This window comes from Streptococcus sp. KHUD_015 (genome assembly GCF_051106265.1).
Lineage (GTDB): Bacteria > Bacillota > Bacilli > Lactobacillales > Streptococcaceae > Streptococcus.
In genome coordinates this window covers 1,193,853-1,209,267 of record NZ_CP193665.1, presented here as the reverse complement: position 1 = coordinate 1,209,267, position 15,415 = coordinate 1,193,853, and the positions used below count along the sequence as shown (strand labels likewise).

The 15,415-nt window shown below is 39.7% G+C and carries 9 protein-coding genes, 1 tRNA gene and 1 riboswitch; of the genes, 6 read left to right on the top strand and 4 right to left on the bottom strand.

Annotation, left to right across the window (positions count from 1 at the left end):
• The first annotated feature begins 341 nt into the window (after positions 1–341).
• Positions 342–6,914, top strand: coding sequence for an SIALI-17 repeat-containing surface protein (locus ACORHU_RS05550; protein WP_434363839.1), 6,573 nt, complete (start codon positions 342–344; stop codon positions 6,912–6,914).
• Positions 6,915–7,227: 313 nt separating this feature from the next.
• Here the strand turns inward: ACORHU_RS05550 and pepT are convergent, their stop codons facing one another.
• A complete protein-coding gene (gene pepT, locus ACORHU_RS05545; protein WP_140832799.1) occupies positions 7,228–8,448 on the bottom strand; it encodes a peptidase T in 1,221 nt (406 codons plus the stop codon).
• Between the two features lie 153 nt (positions 8,449–8,601).
• Here pepT and hemH point away from each other — a divergent pair, with 153 nt between their 5' ends.
• Positions 8,602–9,696 (top strand): ferrochelatase, encoded by a 1,095-nt coding sequence (gene hemH / locus ACORHU_RS05540; RefSeq protein WP_285306496.1) that lies wholly within the window; start codon positions 8,602–8,604, stop codon positions 9,694–9,696.
• A 40-nt stretch (positions 9,697–9,736) separates the two neighbouring features.
• On the opposite strand, the gene mscL is transcribed toward hemH, so the two are convergent.
• Both mscL and ACORHU_RS05530 read right to left on the bottom strand, forming a co-directional pair.
• Entirely contained in the window at positions 9,737–10,117 is a 381-nt protein-coding gene (gene mscL / locus ACORHU_RS05535; RefSeq protein ID WP_140832809.1) for a large conductance mechanosensitive channel protein MscL, read from the bottom strand.
• An 81-nt stretch (positions 10,118–10,198) separates the two neighbouring features.
• The gene (locus tag ACORHU_RS05530) at positions 10,199–10,630 is read right to left on the bottom strand and encodes a GtrA family protein (protein WP_285306497.1); all 432 of its coding nucleotides are present in this window, start codon (positions 10,628–10,630) and stop codon (positions 10,199–10,201) included.
• 28 nt (positions 10,631–10,658) lie between these two features.
• A riboswitch (PreQ1 riboswitch) is annotated at positions 10,659–10,756 on the top strand.
• On the opposite strand from ACORHU_RS05530, the gene ACORHU_RS05525 reads away from it, so the two are divergent.
• The 4 genes from ACORHU_RS05525 to dapA all read left to right on the top strand — a co-directional run bounded on the left by ACORHU_RS05525 (position 10,754) and on the right by dapA (position 13,882).
• Positions 10,754–11,263 (top strand): QueT transporter family protein, encoded by a 510-nt coding sequence (locus tag ACORHU_RS05525; protein ID WP_000737313.1) that lies wholly within the window; start codon positions 10,754–10,756, stop codon positions 11,261–11,263. (Overlaps the previous riboswitch by 3 nt.)
• Positions 11,264–11,362: 99 nt before the next feature.
• Positions 11,363–11,435, top strand: a tRNA-Thr gene (locus ACORHU_RS05520).
• Between the two features lie 378 nt (positions 11,436–11,813).
• On the top strand, positions 11,814–12,890 hold the full coding sequence (locus tag ACORHU_RS05515) for an aspartate-semialdehyde dehydrogenase (protein WP_000542462.1): 1,077 nt from the start codon (positions 11,814–11,816) through the stop codon (positions 12,888–12,890).
• A gap of 56 nt (positions 12,891–12,946) precedes the next feature.
• The gene (gene dapA, locus ACORHU_RS05510) at positions 12,947–13,882 is read left to right on the top strand and encodes a 4-hydroxy-tetrahydrodipicolinate synthase (protein WP_285306498.1); all 936 of its coding nucleotides are present in this window, start codon (positions 12,947–12,949) and stop codon (positions 13,880–13,882) included.
• A gap of 44 nt (positions 13,883–13,926) precedes the next feature.
• Here dapA and mnmE read toward each other — a convergent pair whose 3' ends face one another.
• Positions 13,927–15,300 carry a tRNA uridine-5-carboxymethylaminomethyl(34) synthesis GTPase MnmE gene (mnmE, locus tag ACORHU_RS05505; protein ID WP_061759154.1) on the bottom strand — a complete coding sequence of 458 codons (1,374 nt, stop codon included), beginning with the start codon at positions 15,298–15,300 and terminating at the stop codon, positions 13,927–13,929.
• Between the last annotated feature and the right edge of the window lie 115 nt (positions 15,301–15,415).

The following is a 15,415-nucleotide window of genomic DNA, read 5'->3' as shown; positions in this document are numbered from 1 at the left end:
TAGGTACACATCATACATCTTACCTCTTTTTATATTAATGGAACGTTATACTCATCTGTCCTTAGCCATAGAATGTCAAAAAATATAAAGTAAAAAAGTAGTAAAAATAATAAAAAAACTTTGTTTTTTTATTCTAATATAGTATACTTAGTATGATGAGAAATAGCTATTAGAAGCATTATTTTATCCAAAAAAATGTAAGCGATTTCTCGGTGCTTGTAATGGTCTAAATAAAGAATTTATTGGAAGGGGTTTTTGAATAGTACATAAAAATAACAATGTCACCAGTTAAAGCTGGGCTCGGGCAGTAGCTGACTGCTCTAGAAGATTAGGAGTATTTGATGAAACAATATTTTTTAGAAAAAGGTCGAATCTTTAGTATTCGTAAACTGACTGTTGGTGTTGCTTCTGTAGCAGTCGGTCTTGCTTTTTTTGCATCTGGGAATGTTGCGGCTAGTGAACTTGTGACAGAACCGAAACTTGAAGTGGACGGTCAAGGAAAAGATACAGCAGATGTAGATCATGAAAAAGTAGAAGCGATAAAAGAAGAAGTAACTGAAAAAACAGAACCTGACGTCGAGAAAGTGGCTAAGAAAGCCAAAACTACTGAAGTGGCTGGTGATGTACTCCCTGAAGAAATCTCTGATCGTGCTTATCCTGATACCCCAGTGAAACAAGTAGATACTTCAGCTATTGTTTCAGAAAGAGAAAGTCCACAAGTAGAGACTAAGAGTATATTGAAACCTACGGAAGTAGCTCCAACTGAAGGCGAAAAAGAAAATAGAGCCATTATCAATGGTGGGCAAGACCTTAAACGTATCAATTATGAAGGCCAGCCAGCTACCTCAGCTGCTATGGTTTATACAATTTTCAGTTCACCTTTAGCAGGTGGAGGTAGCCAACGTTATCTCAATTCTGGATCTGGAATCTTTGTAGCTCCAAATATTATGTTGACAGTAGCACATAATTTCTTAGTCAAGGATGCAGATACCAATGTCGGCTCTATTCGTGGTGGTGAGACTACTAAGTTTTATTACAATGTAGGTTCAAATACTGCTAAGAACAATTCTTTGCCAACGTCAGGAAATACCGTTTTGTTCAAGGAAAAGGATATTCATTTCTGGAATAAAGAAAAGTTTGGTGAAGGAGTGAAGAATGACCTAGCTTTAGTAGTAGCACCAGTACCGCTCTCGATTGCAAGTCCAAATAAGGAAGCTACCTTTACTCCTCTTGCAGAACATCGTAACTATAAAGCTGGTGAACCAGTTAGTACCATAGGATATCCGACAGATTCCACTTCTCCAGAATTGAAGGAACCAATCATCCCTGGTCAGTTGTATAAGGCTGATGGTGTTGTTAAGGGTATTGAAAAGCTTGATGATAAAGGAGCAGTTGGCATCACTTATCGCCTGACTTCTGTTTCTGGTCTTTCTGGTGGTGGAATTATTAATGGTGATGGTAAAGTTATTGGAATTCACCAACATGGAACTGTTGATAATATGAATATCGCTGAAAAAGACCGCTTTGGAGGAGGACTTGTCCTATCGCCTGAACAACTAGCATGGGTCAAAGAAATCATTGATAAATATGGAGTCAAAGGCTGGTACCAAGGAGATAATGGTAATCGTTACTACTTTACTCCAGAAGGAGAAATGATTAGAAATAAGACAGCTGTTATTGGCAAAAATAAATACTCTTTCGATGAAAGTGGTGTTGCAACTCTCCTTGAAGGTGTAGACTATGGACGAGTTGTCGTTGAGCACCTAGACCAAAATGATAATCCAGTCAAAGAAAACGATACTTTTGTTGAAAAGACAGAAGTTGGAACTCAGTTTGACTATAACTATAAAACAGAAATTGAGAAGACTGATTTCTACAAGAAGAATAAAGACAAATACGAGATTGTATCGATTGATGGCAAAGCTGTCAACAAGCAACTGAAAGATGCCTGGGGAGAGGATTATAGCGTTGTGAGCAAGGCTCCTGCAGGAACTCGTGTCATCAAGGTGGTTTATAAAGTCAATAAGGGTTCCTTCGACCTTCGTTACCGCTTGAAAGGTACAGACCAAGAATTAGCGCCTGCAACTGTTGACAATAACGATGGTAAAGAATACGAAGTTTCCTTTGTTCATAGATTCCAAGCCAAAGAAATTGCAGGATATCGTGCAGTCAATGAAAGCCAAGAAGCAACAATCCAACATAAAGGAGTGAACCAAGTTATTTTTGAATACGAAAAAATTGAAGATCCAAAACCAGTAACTCCTGTAACTCCAGTGGTTGATCCCAAAGACGAAGAAACAGAAATTGGAAACTACGGACCACTTCCAAGCAAGGCTCAATTGGACTACCACAAGGAAGAATTGGCAGCCTTCATCCATTATGGTATGAATACGTATACCAACTCTGAGTGGGGGAACGGTAGAGAAAATCCTCAAAACTTTAACCCAACTAACCTTGATACAGACCAGTGGATTAAGACTTTGAAGGATGCTGGATTCAAACGAACAATAATGGTTGTAAAACACCACGACGGTTTTGTGATTTATCCATCTAAATACACAGACCACACGGTAGCTGCTAGTCCATGGAAAAATGGTAAGGGAGATCTTCTCGAAGAAATCTCTAAATCAGCGACTAAGTATGATATGAATATGGGTGTTTACCTATCACCATGGGACGCTAATAACCCTAAATATCATGTTTCAACTGAAAAAGAATACAACGAATACTATCTCAACCAACTGAAAGAAATCCTTGGCAATCCTAAATACGGAAACAATGGTAAATTTATCGAAGTATGGATGGACGGTGCGCGTGGTAGTGGAGCACAAAAAGTAACCTACACCTTTGACGAATGGTTCAAGTACATCAAAGAAGCTGAAGGAGATATCGCTATCTTCTCTGCTCAACCGACAAGTGTCCGTTGGATCGGTAATGAACGTGGTATAGCCGGAGATCCAGTCTGGCATAAGGTCAAGAAAGCTAAAATCACTGACGATGTGAAGAATGACTATCTCAACCATGGGGATCCAGAAGGAGATATGTATTCTGTCGGTGAAGCAGACGTTTCTATCCGTTCAGGTTGGTTCTACCATGACAATCAACAACCAAAATCAATCAAAGATTTGATGGATATCTACTTCAAGTCTGTTGGTCGTGGAACGCCGCTTCTTCTCAATATTCCACCAAATAAAGAAGGTAAATTTGCAGATGCAGATGTGGCTCGCTTGAAAGAATTCCGAGCAACCTTGGATCAAATGTATGCGACTGACTTCGCCAAGGGAGCAACTGTAACTGCAAGCTCTACTCGTAAGAATCACTTGTATCAAGCAAGCCACCTAACAGATGGTAAGGATGATACTAGCTGGGCATTGTCAAATGATGCGAAGACAGGTGAATTTACAGTCGATCTTGGTCAAAAGAGACGCTTTGACGTAGTCGAACTCAAAGAAGATATTGCTAAAGGTCAACGTATCTCAGGGCTTAAGGTTGAAGTGGAGCTAAATGGTCGCTGGGTACCATACGGTGAAGGATCAACTGTTGGTTATCGTCGCCTTATCCAAGGTCAACCAGTAGAAGCGCAAAAGATTCGTGTAACCATTACTGGTGCACAAGCGACTCCTATTTTGACAAACTTATCTGTTTATAAGACACCAAGCAGTATCGAAAAAACAGATGGTTATCCTCTTGGATTGGACTACCATTCAAATACAACAGCCGATAAAGCTAATACAATCTGGTATGATGAATCTGAAGGTATTCGTGGTACATCCATGTGGACCAATAAAAAAGATGCTAGCGTAACCTACCGTTTCAACGGAACTAAGGCTTATGTCGTATCTACAGTGGATCCACATCATGGTGAAATGTCTGTTTATGTAGATGGTCAAAAGGTTGCAGATGTGCAAACTAAGAATACAGCTCGTAAACGTAGCCAGATGGTTTATGAAACAGATGACTTGGCTCCAGGCGAACACACGATCAAAATCGTTAATAAAACAGGCGAAGCTATTGCAACTGAAGGTATCTATACGCTTAATAATGCTGGTAAGGGTATGTTTGAGTTGAAAGAAACAACCTATGAAGTTCAAAAAGGCCAACCAGTTACTGTAACCATCAAACGTGTTGGTGGTAGCAAAGGAGCTGCGACAGTTCATGTCGTGACTGAGCCAGGAACAGGGGTTCACGGTAAGGTTTATAAGGATACAACGGCTGATTTGACCTTCCAAGATGGTGAAACAGAAAAGACTTTGACAATTCCGACAATTGACTTTACCGAGCAAGCTGATTCAATTTTTGACTTTAAAGTGAAAATGACAAGTGCATCAGACAATGCCTTGCTTGGATTTGCAACTGAAGCAACTGTTCGAGTAATGAAAGCTGACTTGCTTCAAAAAGATCAAGTAAGTCATGATGATCAGGCTAGTCAACTTGATTATAGCCCAGGTTGGCATCATGAAACCAATTCGGCAGGTAAATACCAAAATACTGAATCTTGGACATCATTTGGTCGCTTGAATGAAGAACAGAAGAAAAATGCTAGCGTAACAGCTTACTTCTATGGCACAGGTATTGAAGTTAAAGGTTTTGTTGACCCTAGTCATGGTGTCTATAAAGTTACTCTAGATGGTAAAGAACTTGAGTATCAAGATGGTCAAGGAAATGCTTCTCTTGTAGATGGTAAGAAATACTTCAGTGGTACAGCAACTACACGTCAAGGTGATCAGACTCTTGTTCGTTTGACTGGACTCGAAGAAGGTTGGCATGCTGTAACCTTGCAATTGGATCCAAAACGAAATGATACCTCTAGAAATATTGGTATTCAAGTTGATAAGTTCATCACTCGTGGAGCAGAAAGCGCTCTTTATACCAAAGAAGAATTAGTTCAGGCTATGAAGAACTGGAAGGAGGAGTTAGATAAATTTGATCAGACAAGCTTAAAGGACACTCCAGAGGCTCGTGAAGCTTTCAAATCAAACTTAGATAAATTATCTGAGCAACTTTCAGCAAGTCCTTCCAATGCTCAAGAAATTCTGAAAACAGCCACAGCCTTACAAGCTATCCTTGATAAGGAAGAAAACTATGGAAAAGAAGATACTTCGCCATCAGAGCAGCCAGAAGAGCCTAACTACGACCAGGCTATGGCAAGCTTGGCAGAGGCCATTCAAAACAAGAGCAAGGAACTGGGTAGTGATAAAGAAGCTAAGAAGCATCTCGTCGAGTTATCAGAACAAGCTCTTACAGCTATACAAGAAGCTAAGACACAAGATGCAGTAGACAAAGCCTTGCAAGCAGCTCTAACTTCTATCAACCAACTTCAAGCGACTCCGAAAGAGGAACCAAAACCATCTCAGCCAGAAGAGCCTAACTACGACAAGGCCATGGCAAGTTTGGCAGAGGCCATTCAAAACAAGAGCAAGGAACTGGGTAGTGATAAAGAAGCTAAGAAACATCTCGTTGAGTTATCAGAGCAGGCTCTTACAGCTATCCAAGAAGCCAAGACACAAGATGCAGTAGATAAAGCCTTGCAAGCAGCACTGACTTCTATTAACCAACTTCATGCGACTCCGAAAGAGGAAGAAACACCATCCCAGCCAGAAGAGCCTAATTACGACAAGGCTATGGCAAGCTTGGCAGAGGCTATCCAAAACAAGAGTAAGGAACTAGGTAGCGATAAAGAAGCTAAGAAGAAACTAGTTGAGTTATCAGAACAAGCACTTACAGCTATCCAAGAAGCTAAGACACAAGATGCAGTAGACCAAGCCTTACAAGCAGCTCTAACTTCTATCAACCAACTTCAAGCGACTCCGAAAGAGGAAGCAAAACCATCCCAGCCAGAAGAGCCTAACTACGACAAGGCTATGGCAAGCTTGGCAGAGGCTATCCAAAACAAGAGCAAGGAACTAGGTAGCGATAAAGAAGCTAAGAAGCATCTCGTCGAGTTATCAGAACAGGCACTTACAGCTATCCAAGAAGCCAAGACACAAGATGCAGTAGACAAAGCCTTGCAAGCAGCTCTAACTTCTATCAACCAGCTTCAAGCGACTCCGAAAGAGGAAGTGAAATATTCCATAGTTCCAACGGATGGAGATAAGGAACTAGTTCAACCTCAACCAAGTCTTGAAGTAGTAGAAGAAGTAATTAACTTCAAGACAGTTAAACAAGAAGATTCAAGTCTTCCAAAAGGTGAAACTCGAGTGAGTCAGGTAGGTCGTGCAGGTAAGGAACGTATCTTGACTGAAGTAGCACCAGATGGAAGCCGTACTATAAAACTTCGTGAAGTTATTGAAGTTGCGCAAGATGAAATTGTGTTGGTTGGAACTAAGAAAGAAGAATCAGCTAAAATCGTATCAGCTGACCATAAGGTACCAGAATTTACTGGTGGTGTGTCTGATTCTGAAGCAGCTATTCACAACTTACCAGAGTTTACTGGTGGTGTGTCGGGTTCTGAAGCAGCTATTCACAACTTACCAGAGTTTACTGGTGGTGTGTCTGATTCTGAAGCAGCTATTTACAACTTACCAGAGTTTACTGGTGGTGTGTCGGGTTCTGAAGCAGCTATTCATAACTTACCAGAGTTTACTGGTAGTATGACTGGTTCTGAAGGAGTTACTCATGGAGTTTCGAACGTTGAGGAAGGAGTTCCTAGTGGAGAAGCTGCAAGTCATCAAGAATCAGGATTTACTAGTGATGTAACTGCCTCTGAAAAAACTATGAATCAAATCGTAGATAAAAATGATGATAAGTCATATGTAGTTCCGCCTATGTTAGAAGATAAGACTTATCAGGCACCTGCAAATCGTCAAGAAGTTCTACCTAAAACAGGAAGTGAAGATGGTTCTGCTTTTGCATCTGTAGGAATTATGGGCATGTTCTTAGGAATGATTGGAATGGTCAAAAGAAAAAAAGACTAATTAATGTAAAATGCCCTTAAATAGTGTATTCGAATTGGATGCAAGAAGGTTGTAACAATTAGTTTTAGATTGTTTTCCTTGTATTAAGTGAAATACAATCAAGTAGACGAGAAAATTGGGAGATAACTAAAGGGGCAGGGAAAGATGTCACTTTTAATACTTAATGAAAATCAAAGAGCAAACTAGGATACTAGCCGCAGGCTGTACTTGAGTACAGCAAGACGATGTTGACGTGGTTTGACGAGATTTTCGACGAGTATAAAATACTAAAACCGAGCATTTCCGTAGTTGGATATGCTCGGTTTTTTATCAATTATTTATAAGCTACGATACCAATGATGGTATCAACTGCACGTTCCATAGTCTGAAGGCTAACATATTCAAAACGTCCATGCATGTTTTCGCCACCAGCAAAGATATTTGGAGTTGGGATTCCCATAAAGGAAATTTTAGAGCCGTCTGTCCCGCCGCGAATTGGTTCAATAATAGGTGTGATACCTAAATCTTCCATAACGGCCTTAGCAATGGTAATTGGAGTCATATCTTTTTCAATGACTTCTTTCATATTGTAGTACTGGTCTGTCAAGTTTAGGGTGACACGGTCGCTGCCAAGTTCTTGATTCATTTTATCAGCGATAGACTGCATAGCTGCTTTACGCGCTTCAAAGGCATCTTTTTCAAAATCACGAATGATGTAGCTTGCACGCGCTTCCTCGACACTACCTGTCACATCCATAAGATGATAGAACCCTTGGTAACCATCCGTTAACTCAGGACGTTCATTCTCTGGAAGTTGATTGTGAAAATCAATTGCTAACTGAAGGGCGTTGACCATTTGCCCTTTTGCAGTACCAGGATGGACATTACGACCTTGGAAATGCAATTCAGCACCAGCTGCTGAGAAAGTTTCGTACTGAAGTTCTCCTAGTGGTCCTCCATCAACAGTGTAGGCAAAATCAACATCAAAATCTTCTGCATCAAATTTATTAGCACCAACACCGATTTCTTCATCTGGACCAAAACCAACACGAATCTCACAGTGTTTGATTTCAGGATGAGCATTTAGATATTCAATGGCTGTCATAATTTCAGCAATTCCTGACTTATCATCGGCACCTAGCAAGGTTGTTCCATCGGTTGTGATAAGCGTTTGTCCTGGATATTTCTCAAGACTCTTGAAGTCGGATGGATCTAGTTTAAAACCAGAATTTCCAAGTTCAATCACACCCCCATCGTAGTTTTCAATTACCTGTGGATTGACTCCTTCGGCATTAAAATCAGCAGTATCCATGTGGGAGATGAAGCCAATTTTACGTGTTAAAGATGGATCATTGGCTGGCAAGGTTCCAATAGCAAAACCATTTGGTAGATAATAAACATTTTGTAATCCAACACGTTTCATTTCAGGAATGAGGACATTTGTCGCAAAGTCAACCTGACTCTGTGTACTTGGAGTAGTAGTAGAGTGTTCATCAGAGCGCGTGTTGACCTTAACGTAGGTTAAGAAGCGGTCCAAGAGATTGGGGTAAGTCATAAATAACTCCTTTTGAATTCATTTTTTCCATTGTATCATAGAAAGAAGAGAAAAACAAAAGACAGAAGTTAGGGAAATTCTCTATGTTAGCGTTTACTTATCAGTGGATTCATGATAAAATAAATTTGATAAAAACATCACAAGGAAGCAGTTATGAAAAAAGCAATTTTAATGATGACTTTCGGTTCGCCAGAAGAGATTACCTTTGAAGGTGTGGCTGATTTTTTCACAAATATTCGTCGTGGAGTGAGACCTCAAGACCACGAGATTCAAACACTCTATGATAATTATGTACTTATTGGAGGTACGCCTCTGCAAAGAATTACCCGTGAAGAAGTTTCCTTAGTAGAAGCTAGACTGGGGAATGAGTATAGTGTCTATTTTGCCAATAAATTTTCCAAACCTTTTATTCCAGATGTGATTGCTCAGATGGAAGCAGACGGCATTGAACAGTGTATTTGCCTGATTTTGGAGCCCCATTATTCTTTTTACTCTGTCATGGGTTATGAGAAATTTTTAGAAAGCAAGCAAATTCAATTTTTGGTCATTAAGGACTGGTATCAAGAAGAGGCCTTGCTAAACTATTGGGAAGATGAAATTTCTAAGATTTTAAAAGAAGAAGTAAAACAAGATAGCTTTAAAGTCATCTTTTCAGCACATAGTGTACCCATTTTTGCCTTGGATTTTGGTGACCCTTATATCGACCAAATTTTTGAAAATAGCAAGCTAGTCGCTGAAAAACTAGGCTTGAGTTCTGAGCAATATACTAATACTTGGCAGAGTGAAAGTGATATCGGAATTCCATGGATTAAGCCAGACGTTTTGGAGTATCTCAGAGAACAGACAGAACATCCAGACCATTATATTTTTGTTCCTATCAGCTTCATTAGCGAGCATATTGAAGTCTTATTTGATAATGATGTGGAATGTTATGACTTGTGTCAAGAATTGGGTGTGACCTACCATCGTCCACCAATGCCAAATACAGATTCTCGTTTGATTGATGCTTTGATCAATACAGTCAGAGCTAATGAACATCAAGAATTTAAGGAATTTCTCCCAGAAGAAGAAACCTTTGATGAATTAGTTCCTTCAGATGAGACTAAAAATATCTTGGCCGAATCTCAAGATTTACAAATGCCAGAATTTGTGAAAAAACTGATTGAGAAGAAAGGTCGTGAAAATGTTAAGATGCCTTATTTGATCAAGAAAATGCTAGAGAAAGCAGGTAAGTTGCCGAAAGAGTAAAGAAAAAGGATTTAGCTTTGTGCTAGATCCTTTTAATCGATTATTTTTTCTCAAGAAGCGCTTTGATTTCTTGAAGTACTTCCAATTCAGTTGGAGCAGCTGGAGCTTCCTCAGCAGCTTCTTCTTTTTTAGTAAGGCTTTGAGCTTTTTCCATAGCTTTAATAACGAAGAAGAGAACAGTACCTACAACAAGGAAGTTGATAATAGCACTCAAGAATTTACCATATGTAACACCATTCCATGCAAGTTCAGCGATGTTTTGTACTTTCGCAGCTTCCAAGGCTGGATTCAATAGAAGTGGAGTGATGATATCGTTAACGAATGAAGTTACGATTGCACCAAAAGCAGAGGCAATGATCACACCGACAGCAAGGTCTACGACATTACCACGAAGCAAAAATGCTTTAAGATCTTTTAACATTTTCATAATTCCTTTCCAAAATTTTTTATCTTTATTATATATTAATTAAGAAATGCTTGCAAGCTATATGCTTAAATTTTTTTATTTTTTAAAAATAAATACCTTACTAAGAATGTAATTAAGAATAATTATCAAAAATTGTGAAATGATCGTTTCAATTGCATTTATCTTATCAAGATTTTCATTTACAAATTGCCCTATGATATGAGGGAATTGAGTCACAAACAGAAAAGTAAAGAGAAAATCTAACAGAAAAGTAGAAAGGCGAGCAAGAGAAAATTTCAATAAACGGATAAGTCGATTCTTCCTTGTTTGCTTAAACACGATTGTATCATTTGTGATAAAGGAAAAGAGGATACCGATAATATTTGCTAGTCCAGTAGCGAGAAGTTCTTTATGGGTTAATTGATAAATGACTAATCGAGATAGGATAGAAACAAGAGTCGTCGCTATACCAAAAAAGAGATAGGCTAAGAGCTCATTCATGAAGAGATTTTGAATGCGTTTTTTCATGCTTTTAGTATAGCATAAAGCAGGCTATTGTGCTATACTAGTAAGGTTGAATGAATCAACCCTTGGTGCTTAGCTTCTTTCACCAAGCATATTTTACGCGGACAACCCGCCAAAGGAGAAATGATGAAAAAATTAACTGTTCGTGATGTAGCAGATATTGCAATCGTCGCTGCTATCTACGTCGTTTTGACTGTCACACCGCCTCTAAATGCCATTAGCTATGGCGCTTATCAGTTCCGTATTTCAGAAATGATGAACTTTATGGCTTTTTACAATCCTAAGTACATCATCGGAGTTACCATCGGTTGTATGATTGCTAATTTCTTTAGCTTCGGACTGCTAGATGTCTTTGTTGGTGGTGGATCAACCTTGGTATTCCTCAGTTTAGGTGTTTGGCTTTTTGCAAAATACAGCAAGGATTACCTCTTTAACGGATTGATTCGAAAAGACCATTTCTTCTTTTCAATCCTCTTTTCCATTTCCATGTTTACTATCGCTGCCGAGTTGAATATCGTAGCGCAATTACCATTTTTCCTTACTTGGTTTACAACAGGAGTTGGTGAATTTGCTTCATTGATTATTGGAGCGATTATTATCGGTAAAATTGGTCGTCGAATCGATTTAAGCAAATAGAATTAGATAAGCTAGGTAGCTCTTACCTGGCTTTTCCTTATAGAAAATTTCTAAGAAAACTTGACAAGTTTTTCTAACTATAGTATACTTTTTAAGTAAGCTGATTTAGCTCAGTTGGCAGAGCGCATCCATGGTAAGGATGAGGTCGCCGGTTCAATCCCGGCAATTAGCATGATATTTATAGGGAAACTCTTGAACGCAAGAGTTTTTTCTTATGCTCGCGAGAAAAATTTTGATTTTTGTATAATAAAAATCATCCTGCAAAAATTTTTTATTGACAAAACCAAGTATCTCTAGTAATATAGTAGATGCGATGAGTCGATAGGTAGTCTTCGGACTACTATTGAGCATAAGGAGGTCATAACGCAGGAGCGGACCTTGATGAGTTGTGTGAACCTGCTCATCACATGAAGATGCCTCTTAGTCCCTGGTCTAGCGACTGGGGATTTTTATTTTCCAAAAAATGATGAAAAAGCTTTGCAATTCATGGAAAAAGTAGTATAATACATCTATTATAGAAATTTTTAGAAAATTCCGAAAGAGGTTATTTATGGGATATACAGTTGCTGTAGTCGGCGCGACAGGTGCTGTCGGTGCTCAGATGATAAAAATGTTGGAAGAATCAACACTTCCAATCGATAAAATTCGTTTACTTGCTTCTGCACGTTCAGCGGGCAAGACTTTGAAATTTAAAGACCAAGATATTACGATTGAAGAAACGACTGAAACAGCTTTTGAAGGAGTTGATATTGCTCTCTTTTCAGCAGGTGGTTCTACATCAGCTAAGTATGCACCGTACGCAGTTAAAGCTGGAGCGGTAGTAGTTGATAATACATCTTACTTCCGTCAAAATCCAGATGTTCCTTTGGTTGTTCCAGAGGTCAATGCTCACGCACTTGATGCCCACAACGGTATCATTGCTTGCCCTAACTGTTCAACAATCCAAATGATGGTAGCGCTTGAGCCAGTTCGCCAAAAATGGGGCTTGGATCGTATCATTGTTTCAACTTACCAAGCAGTTTCAGGTGCTGGTATGGGAGCAATTCTTGAAACACAACGTGAACTTCGTGAAGTCTTGAATGATGGAGTGAAACCACGTGATTTACACGCAGAAATTTTGCCTTCAGGTGGTGATAAGAAACATTATCCTATCGCCTTCAACGCTCTCCCACAAATCGATGTCTTCACTGACAATGATTACACATACGAAGAGATGAAGATGACTAAGGAAACTAAGAAAATCATGGAAGATGATAGCATCGCAGTATCTGCAACATGTGTGCGAATTCCAGTCTTGTCAGCTCACTCTGAGTCTGTTTACATCGAAACAAAAGAAGTGGCTCCAATCGAAGAAGTGAAAGCAGCTATCGCAGCCTTCCCAGGTGCTGTTCTTGAAGATGATGTAGCTCATCAAATCTATCCGCAAGCCATCAATGCAGTTGGTTCACGTGATACCTTTGTTGGTCGTATCCGTAAAGACTTGGATGCTGAAAAAGGAATTCACATGTGGGTTGTTTCAGATAACCTTCTCAAAGGTGCTGCTTGGAACTCAGTTCAGATTGCAGAAACTCTTCACGAACGTGGCTTGGTTCGTCCAACAGCTGAATTGAAATTTGAATTAAAATAGTCATATAATTTAGGAGTTCAGATGAACTCCTTCTTTGAAATAGAGAGGTGTTTCTCATGTCTTATCAAGATTTAAAAGAGTGTAAAATCATCACAGCCTTTATTACCCCCTTCCACGAGGATGGTTCCATCAACTTTGATGCTATTCCAGCCTTGATTGAGCATTTATTGGACCATCATACGGATGGAATTCTTCTTGCTGGTACGACAGCTGAAAGTCCTACCTTGACCCACGATGAAGAGTTGGAGATTTTTACTGCTGTACAAAAAGTTGTTAATGGTCGGGTACCGCTTATTGCTGGTATCGGTACCAATGATACTCGTGATTCAATCGAGTTTGTAAAAGAAGTAGCAGAGTTTGGTGGTTTTGCAGCTGGACTTGCAATCGTCCCTTACTACAACAAACCTTCTCAAGAAGGGATGTATCAGCACTTTAAAGCAATTGCAGACGCTTCTGACTTACCGATTATTATCTATAACATTCCTGGGCGTGTAGTTGTTGAATTAACTCCGGAAACCATGCTTCGTTTGGCTGACCATCCAAATATTATCGGTGTCAAAGAATGTACTAGCTTGGCTAATATGGCTTACTTGATTGAGCACAAGCCTGAAGAATTCTTGATTTATACAGGTGAGGATGGAGATGCTTTCCATGCCATGAACCTTGGTGCGGATGGGGTTATTTCTGTTGCCTCTCATACAAATGGGGATGAGATGCACGAGATGTTTACGGCCATTGCAGAAAGCGATATGAAGAAAGCCGCAGCAATTCAGCGTAAATTCATTCCTAAGGTTAATGCCCTCTTCTCTTATCCAAGTCCTGCTCCAGTTAAGGCCGTTCTTAACTATATGGGATTTGAAGCTGGCCCAACTCGTCTACCTCTTGTTCCAGCACCAGAAGAAGATGCCAAACGTATTATCAAGGTTGTCGTAGATGGCGACTACGAAGCAACCAAGGCAACTGTAACAGGGGTCTTAAGACCAGATTACTAATAAAGACAATAAAATCCATGACCGAATGTACGATCATGGATTTCTTATTTTCCTAAACAGAATTGGCTAAAGAGTTGGGTGATGAGTTCATCAGGAGCCGCATCACCTGTGATTTCACCTAGAATTTCCCAAGTACGTGTCAAATCTACTTGAAGCAAATCAACTGGCATCCCCAGTTCAAGACCTTCATTAACAGCTTGTAGGCTTTCAACTGCCTTTTCAATCAGGGAAATGTGACGAGCATTAGACAAGTAAGTAGCGTCTTGCTCAACCAAACCAGCATTTTCAAAGAAGAGGTTGTTGATGCGCTCTTCAATCTTATCAATGTTTTGATTTTTAAGGACTGAAATACGAATAACGTCTTCAGGTAGTTTCGAAGTCTCAATCGCTTCAGGTAAGTCGGTTTTATTAAGTAGAATAATGCGGTTGGTATCCTGACTAATTTCAAGAAGCTGAAGATCTTGAGCAGTCAGTGGTTCACTGGCATTTAGTACTAGTAGAACCAAGTCAGCTTCCTTAAGAGCTTTTTTAGAGCGTTCAACACCGATTTGTTCAACGATATCGTCTGTTTCACGGATACCAGCTGTATCAATCAACTTGAGAGGGACACCGTTGATGTTGACGTATTCTTCAATGACATCACGTGTTGTCCCAGCGATATCTGTTACGATAGCCTTGTCCTCACGCAAGAGGTTGTTGAGAAGGCTTGATTTCCCAACGTTGGGACGTCCGATAATAGCAGTGGAAATTCCTTCTCGAAGGATTTTACCTCGACGGGCTGTTCTAAGGAGATTGGTTAGTAATTGTTCAAACTCCATAGTCTTTTCACGGACCACAGCAGTAGTCGCTTCTTCAACATCGTCATACTCAGGATAGTCGATATTAACCTCAACTTGGGCGAGTGTATTGAGGATTTCTTGACGGGTATTGTTGATAAGGTCAGAAAGGGAACCATCCAATTGTTTGACCGCAATGTTCATAGCCTTGTCAGTCTTAGCACGGATGATATCCATCACCGCCTCAGCCTGTGTCAAGTCTACGCGACCGTTTAGAAAGGCACGTTTGGTAAATTCACCAGGTTCAGCCAACCGAGCTCCTTCACGGATAGCTAGCTGGAGAATCTCATTGGTCACGGCAATACCACCGTGGGTGTTAATCTCGATAATATCCTCACGAGTGAAGGTTTTTGGAGATTTCATGGCTCCAACCATGACTTCGTCCATGATTTTACCAGTCTGAGGGTCAATAATGTGACCGTAGTTAAGGGTATGGCTAGCAACCTGACTCAAGTCTTTCCCTTTGAAAATCTTTTGTGCAATTTCAAAACTGTCTGTTCCGCTTAAGCGGACAATACCAATTGCTCCTTCACCTAGTGGAGTAGAGATAGCAGCGATGGTATCAAATTCACGTGTAATCATAATGTTTCCTTTAATCAATAACTCTTTTCTTGGAAATTTTTCCAAGTCTCTTTTCAAATTGTAACAAATTTGAACTATTTCTTCAATGGATGCTACTTGGAGATTGAAAAAGCCT

Bases quoted from the DNA above. Each gene is read 5' to 3' on its own strand.
- ACORHU_RS05515 (WP_000542462.1), top strand. From the start codon at position 11,814: ATGGGATATACAGTTGCTGTAGTCGGCGCGACAGGTGCTGTCGGTGCT.
- mscL (WP_140832809.1), bottom strand. From the start codon at position 10,117: ATGTTAAAAGATCTTAAAGCATTTTTGCTTCGTGGTAATGTCGTAGAC.
- dapA (WP_285306498.1), top strand. From the start codon at position 12,947: ATGTCTTATCAAGATTTAAAAGAGTGTAAAATCATCACAGCCTTTATT.
- hemH (WP_285306496.1), top strand. From the start codon at position 8,602: ATGAAAAAAGCAATTTTAATGATGACTTTCGGTTCGCCAGAAGAGATT.
- ACORHU_RS05525 (WP_000737313.1), top strand. From the start codon at position 10,754: ATGAAAAAATTAACTGTTCGTGATGTAGCAGATATTGCAATCGTCGCT.
- ACORHU_RS05550 (WP_434363839.1), top strand. From the start codon at position 342: ATGAAACAATATTTTTTAGAAAAAGGTCGAATCTTTAGTATTCGTAAA.
- ACORHU_RS05530 (WP_285306497.1), bottom strand. From the start codon at position 10,630: ATGAAAAAACGCATTCAAAATCTCTTCATGAATGAGCTCTTAGCCTAT.
- pepT (WP_140832799.1), bottom strand. From the start codon at position 8,448: ATGACTTACCCCAATCTCTTGGACCGCTTCTTAACCTACGTTAAGGTC.
- mnmE (WP_061759154.1), bottom strand. From the start codon at position 15,300: ATGATTACACGTGAATTTGATACCATCGCTGCTATCTCTACTCCACTA.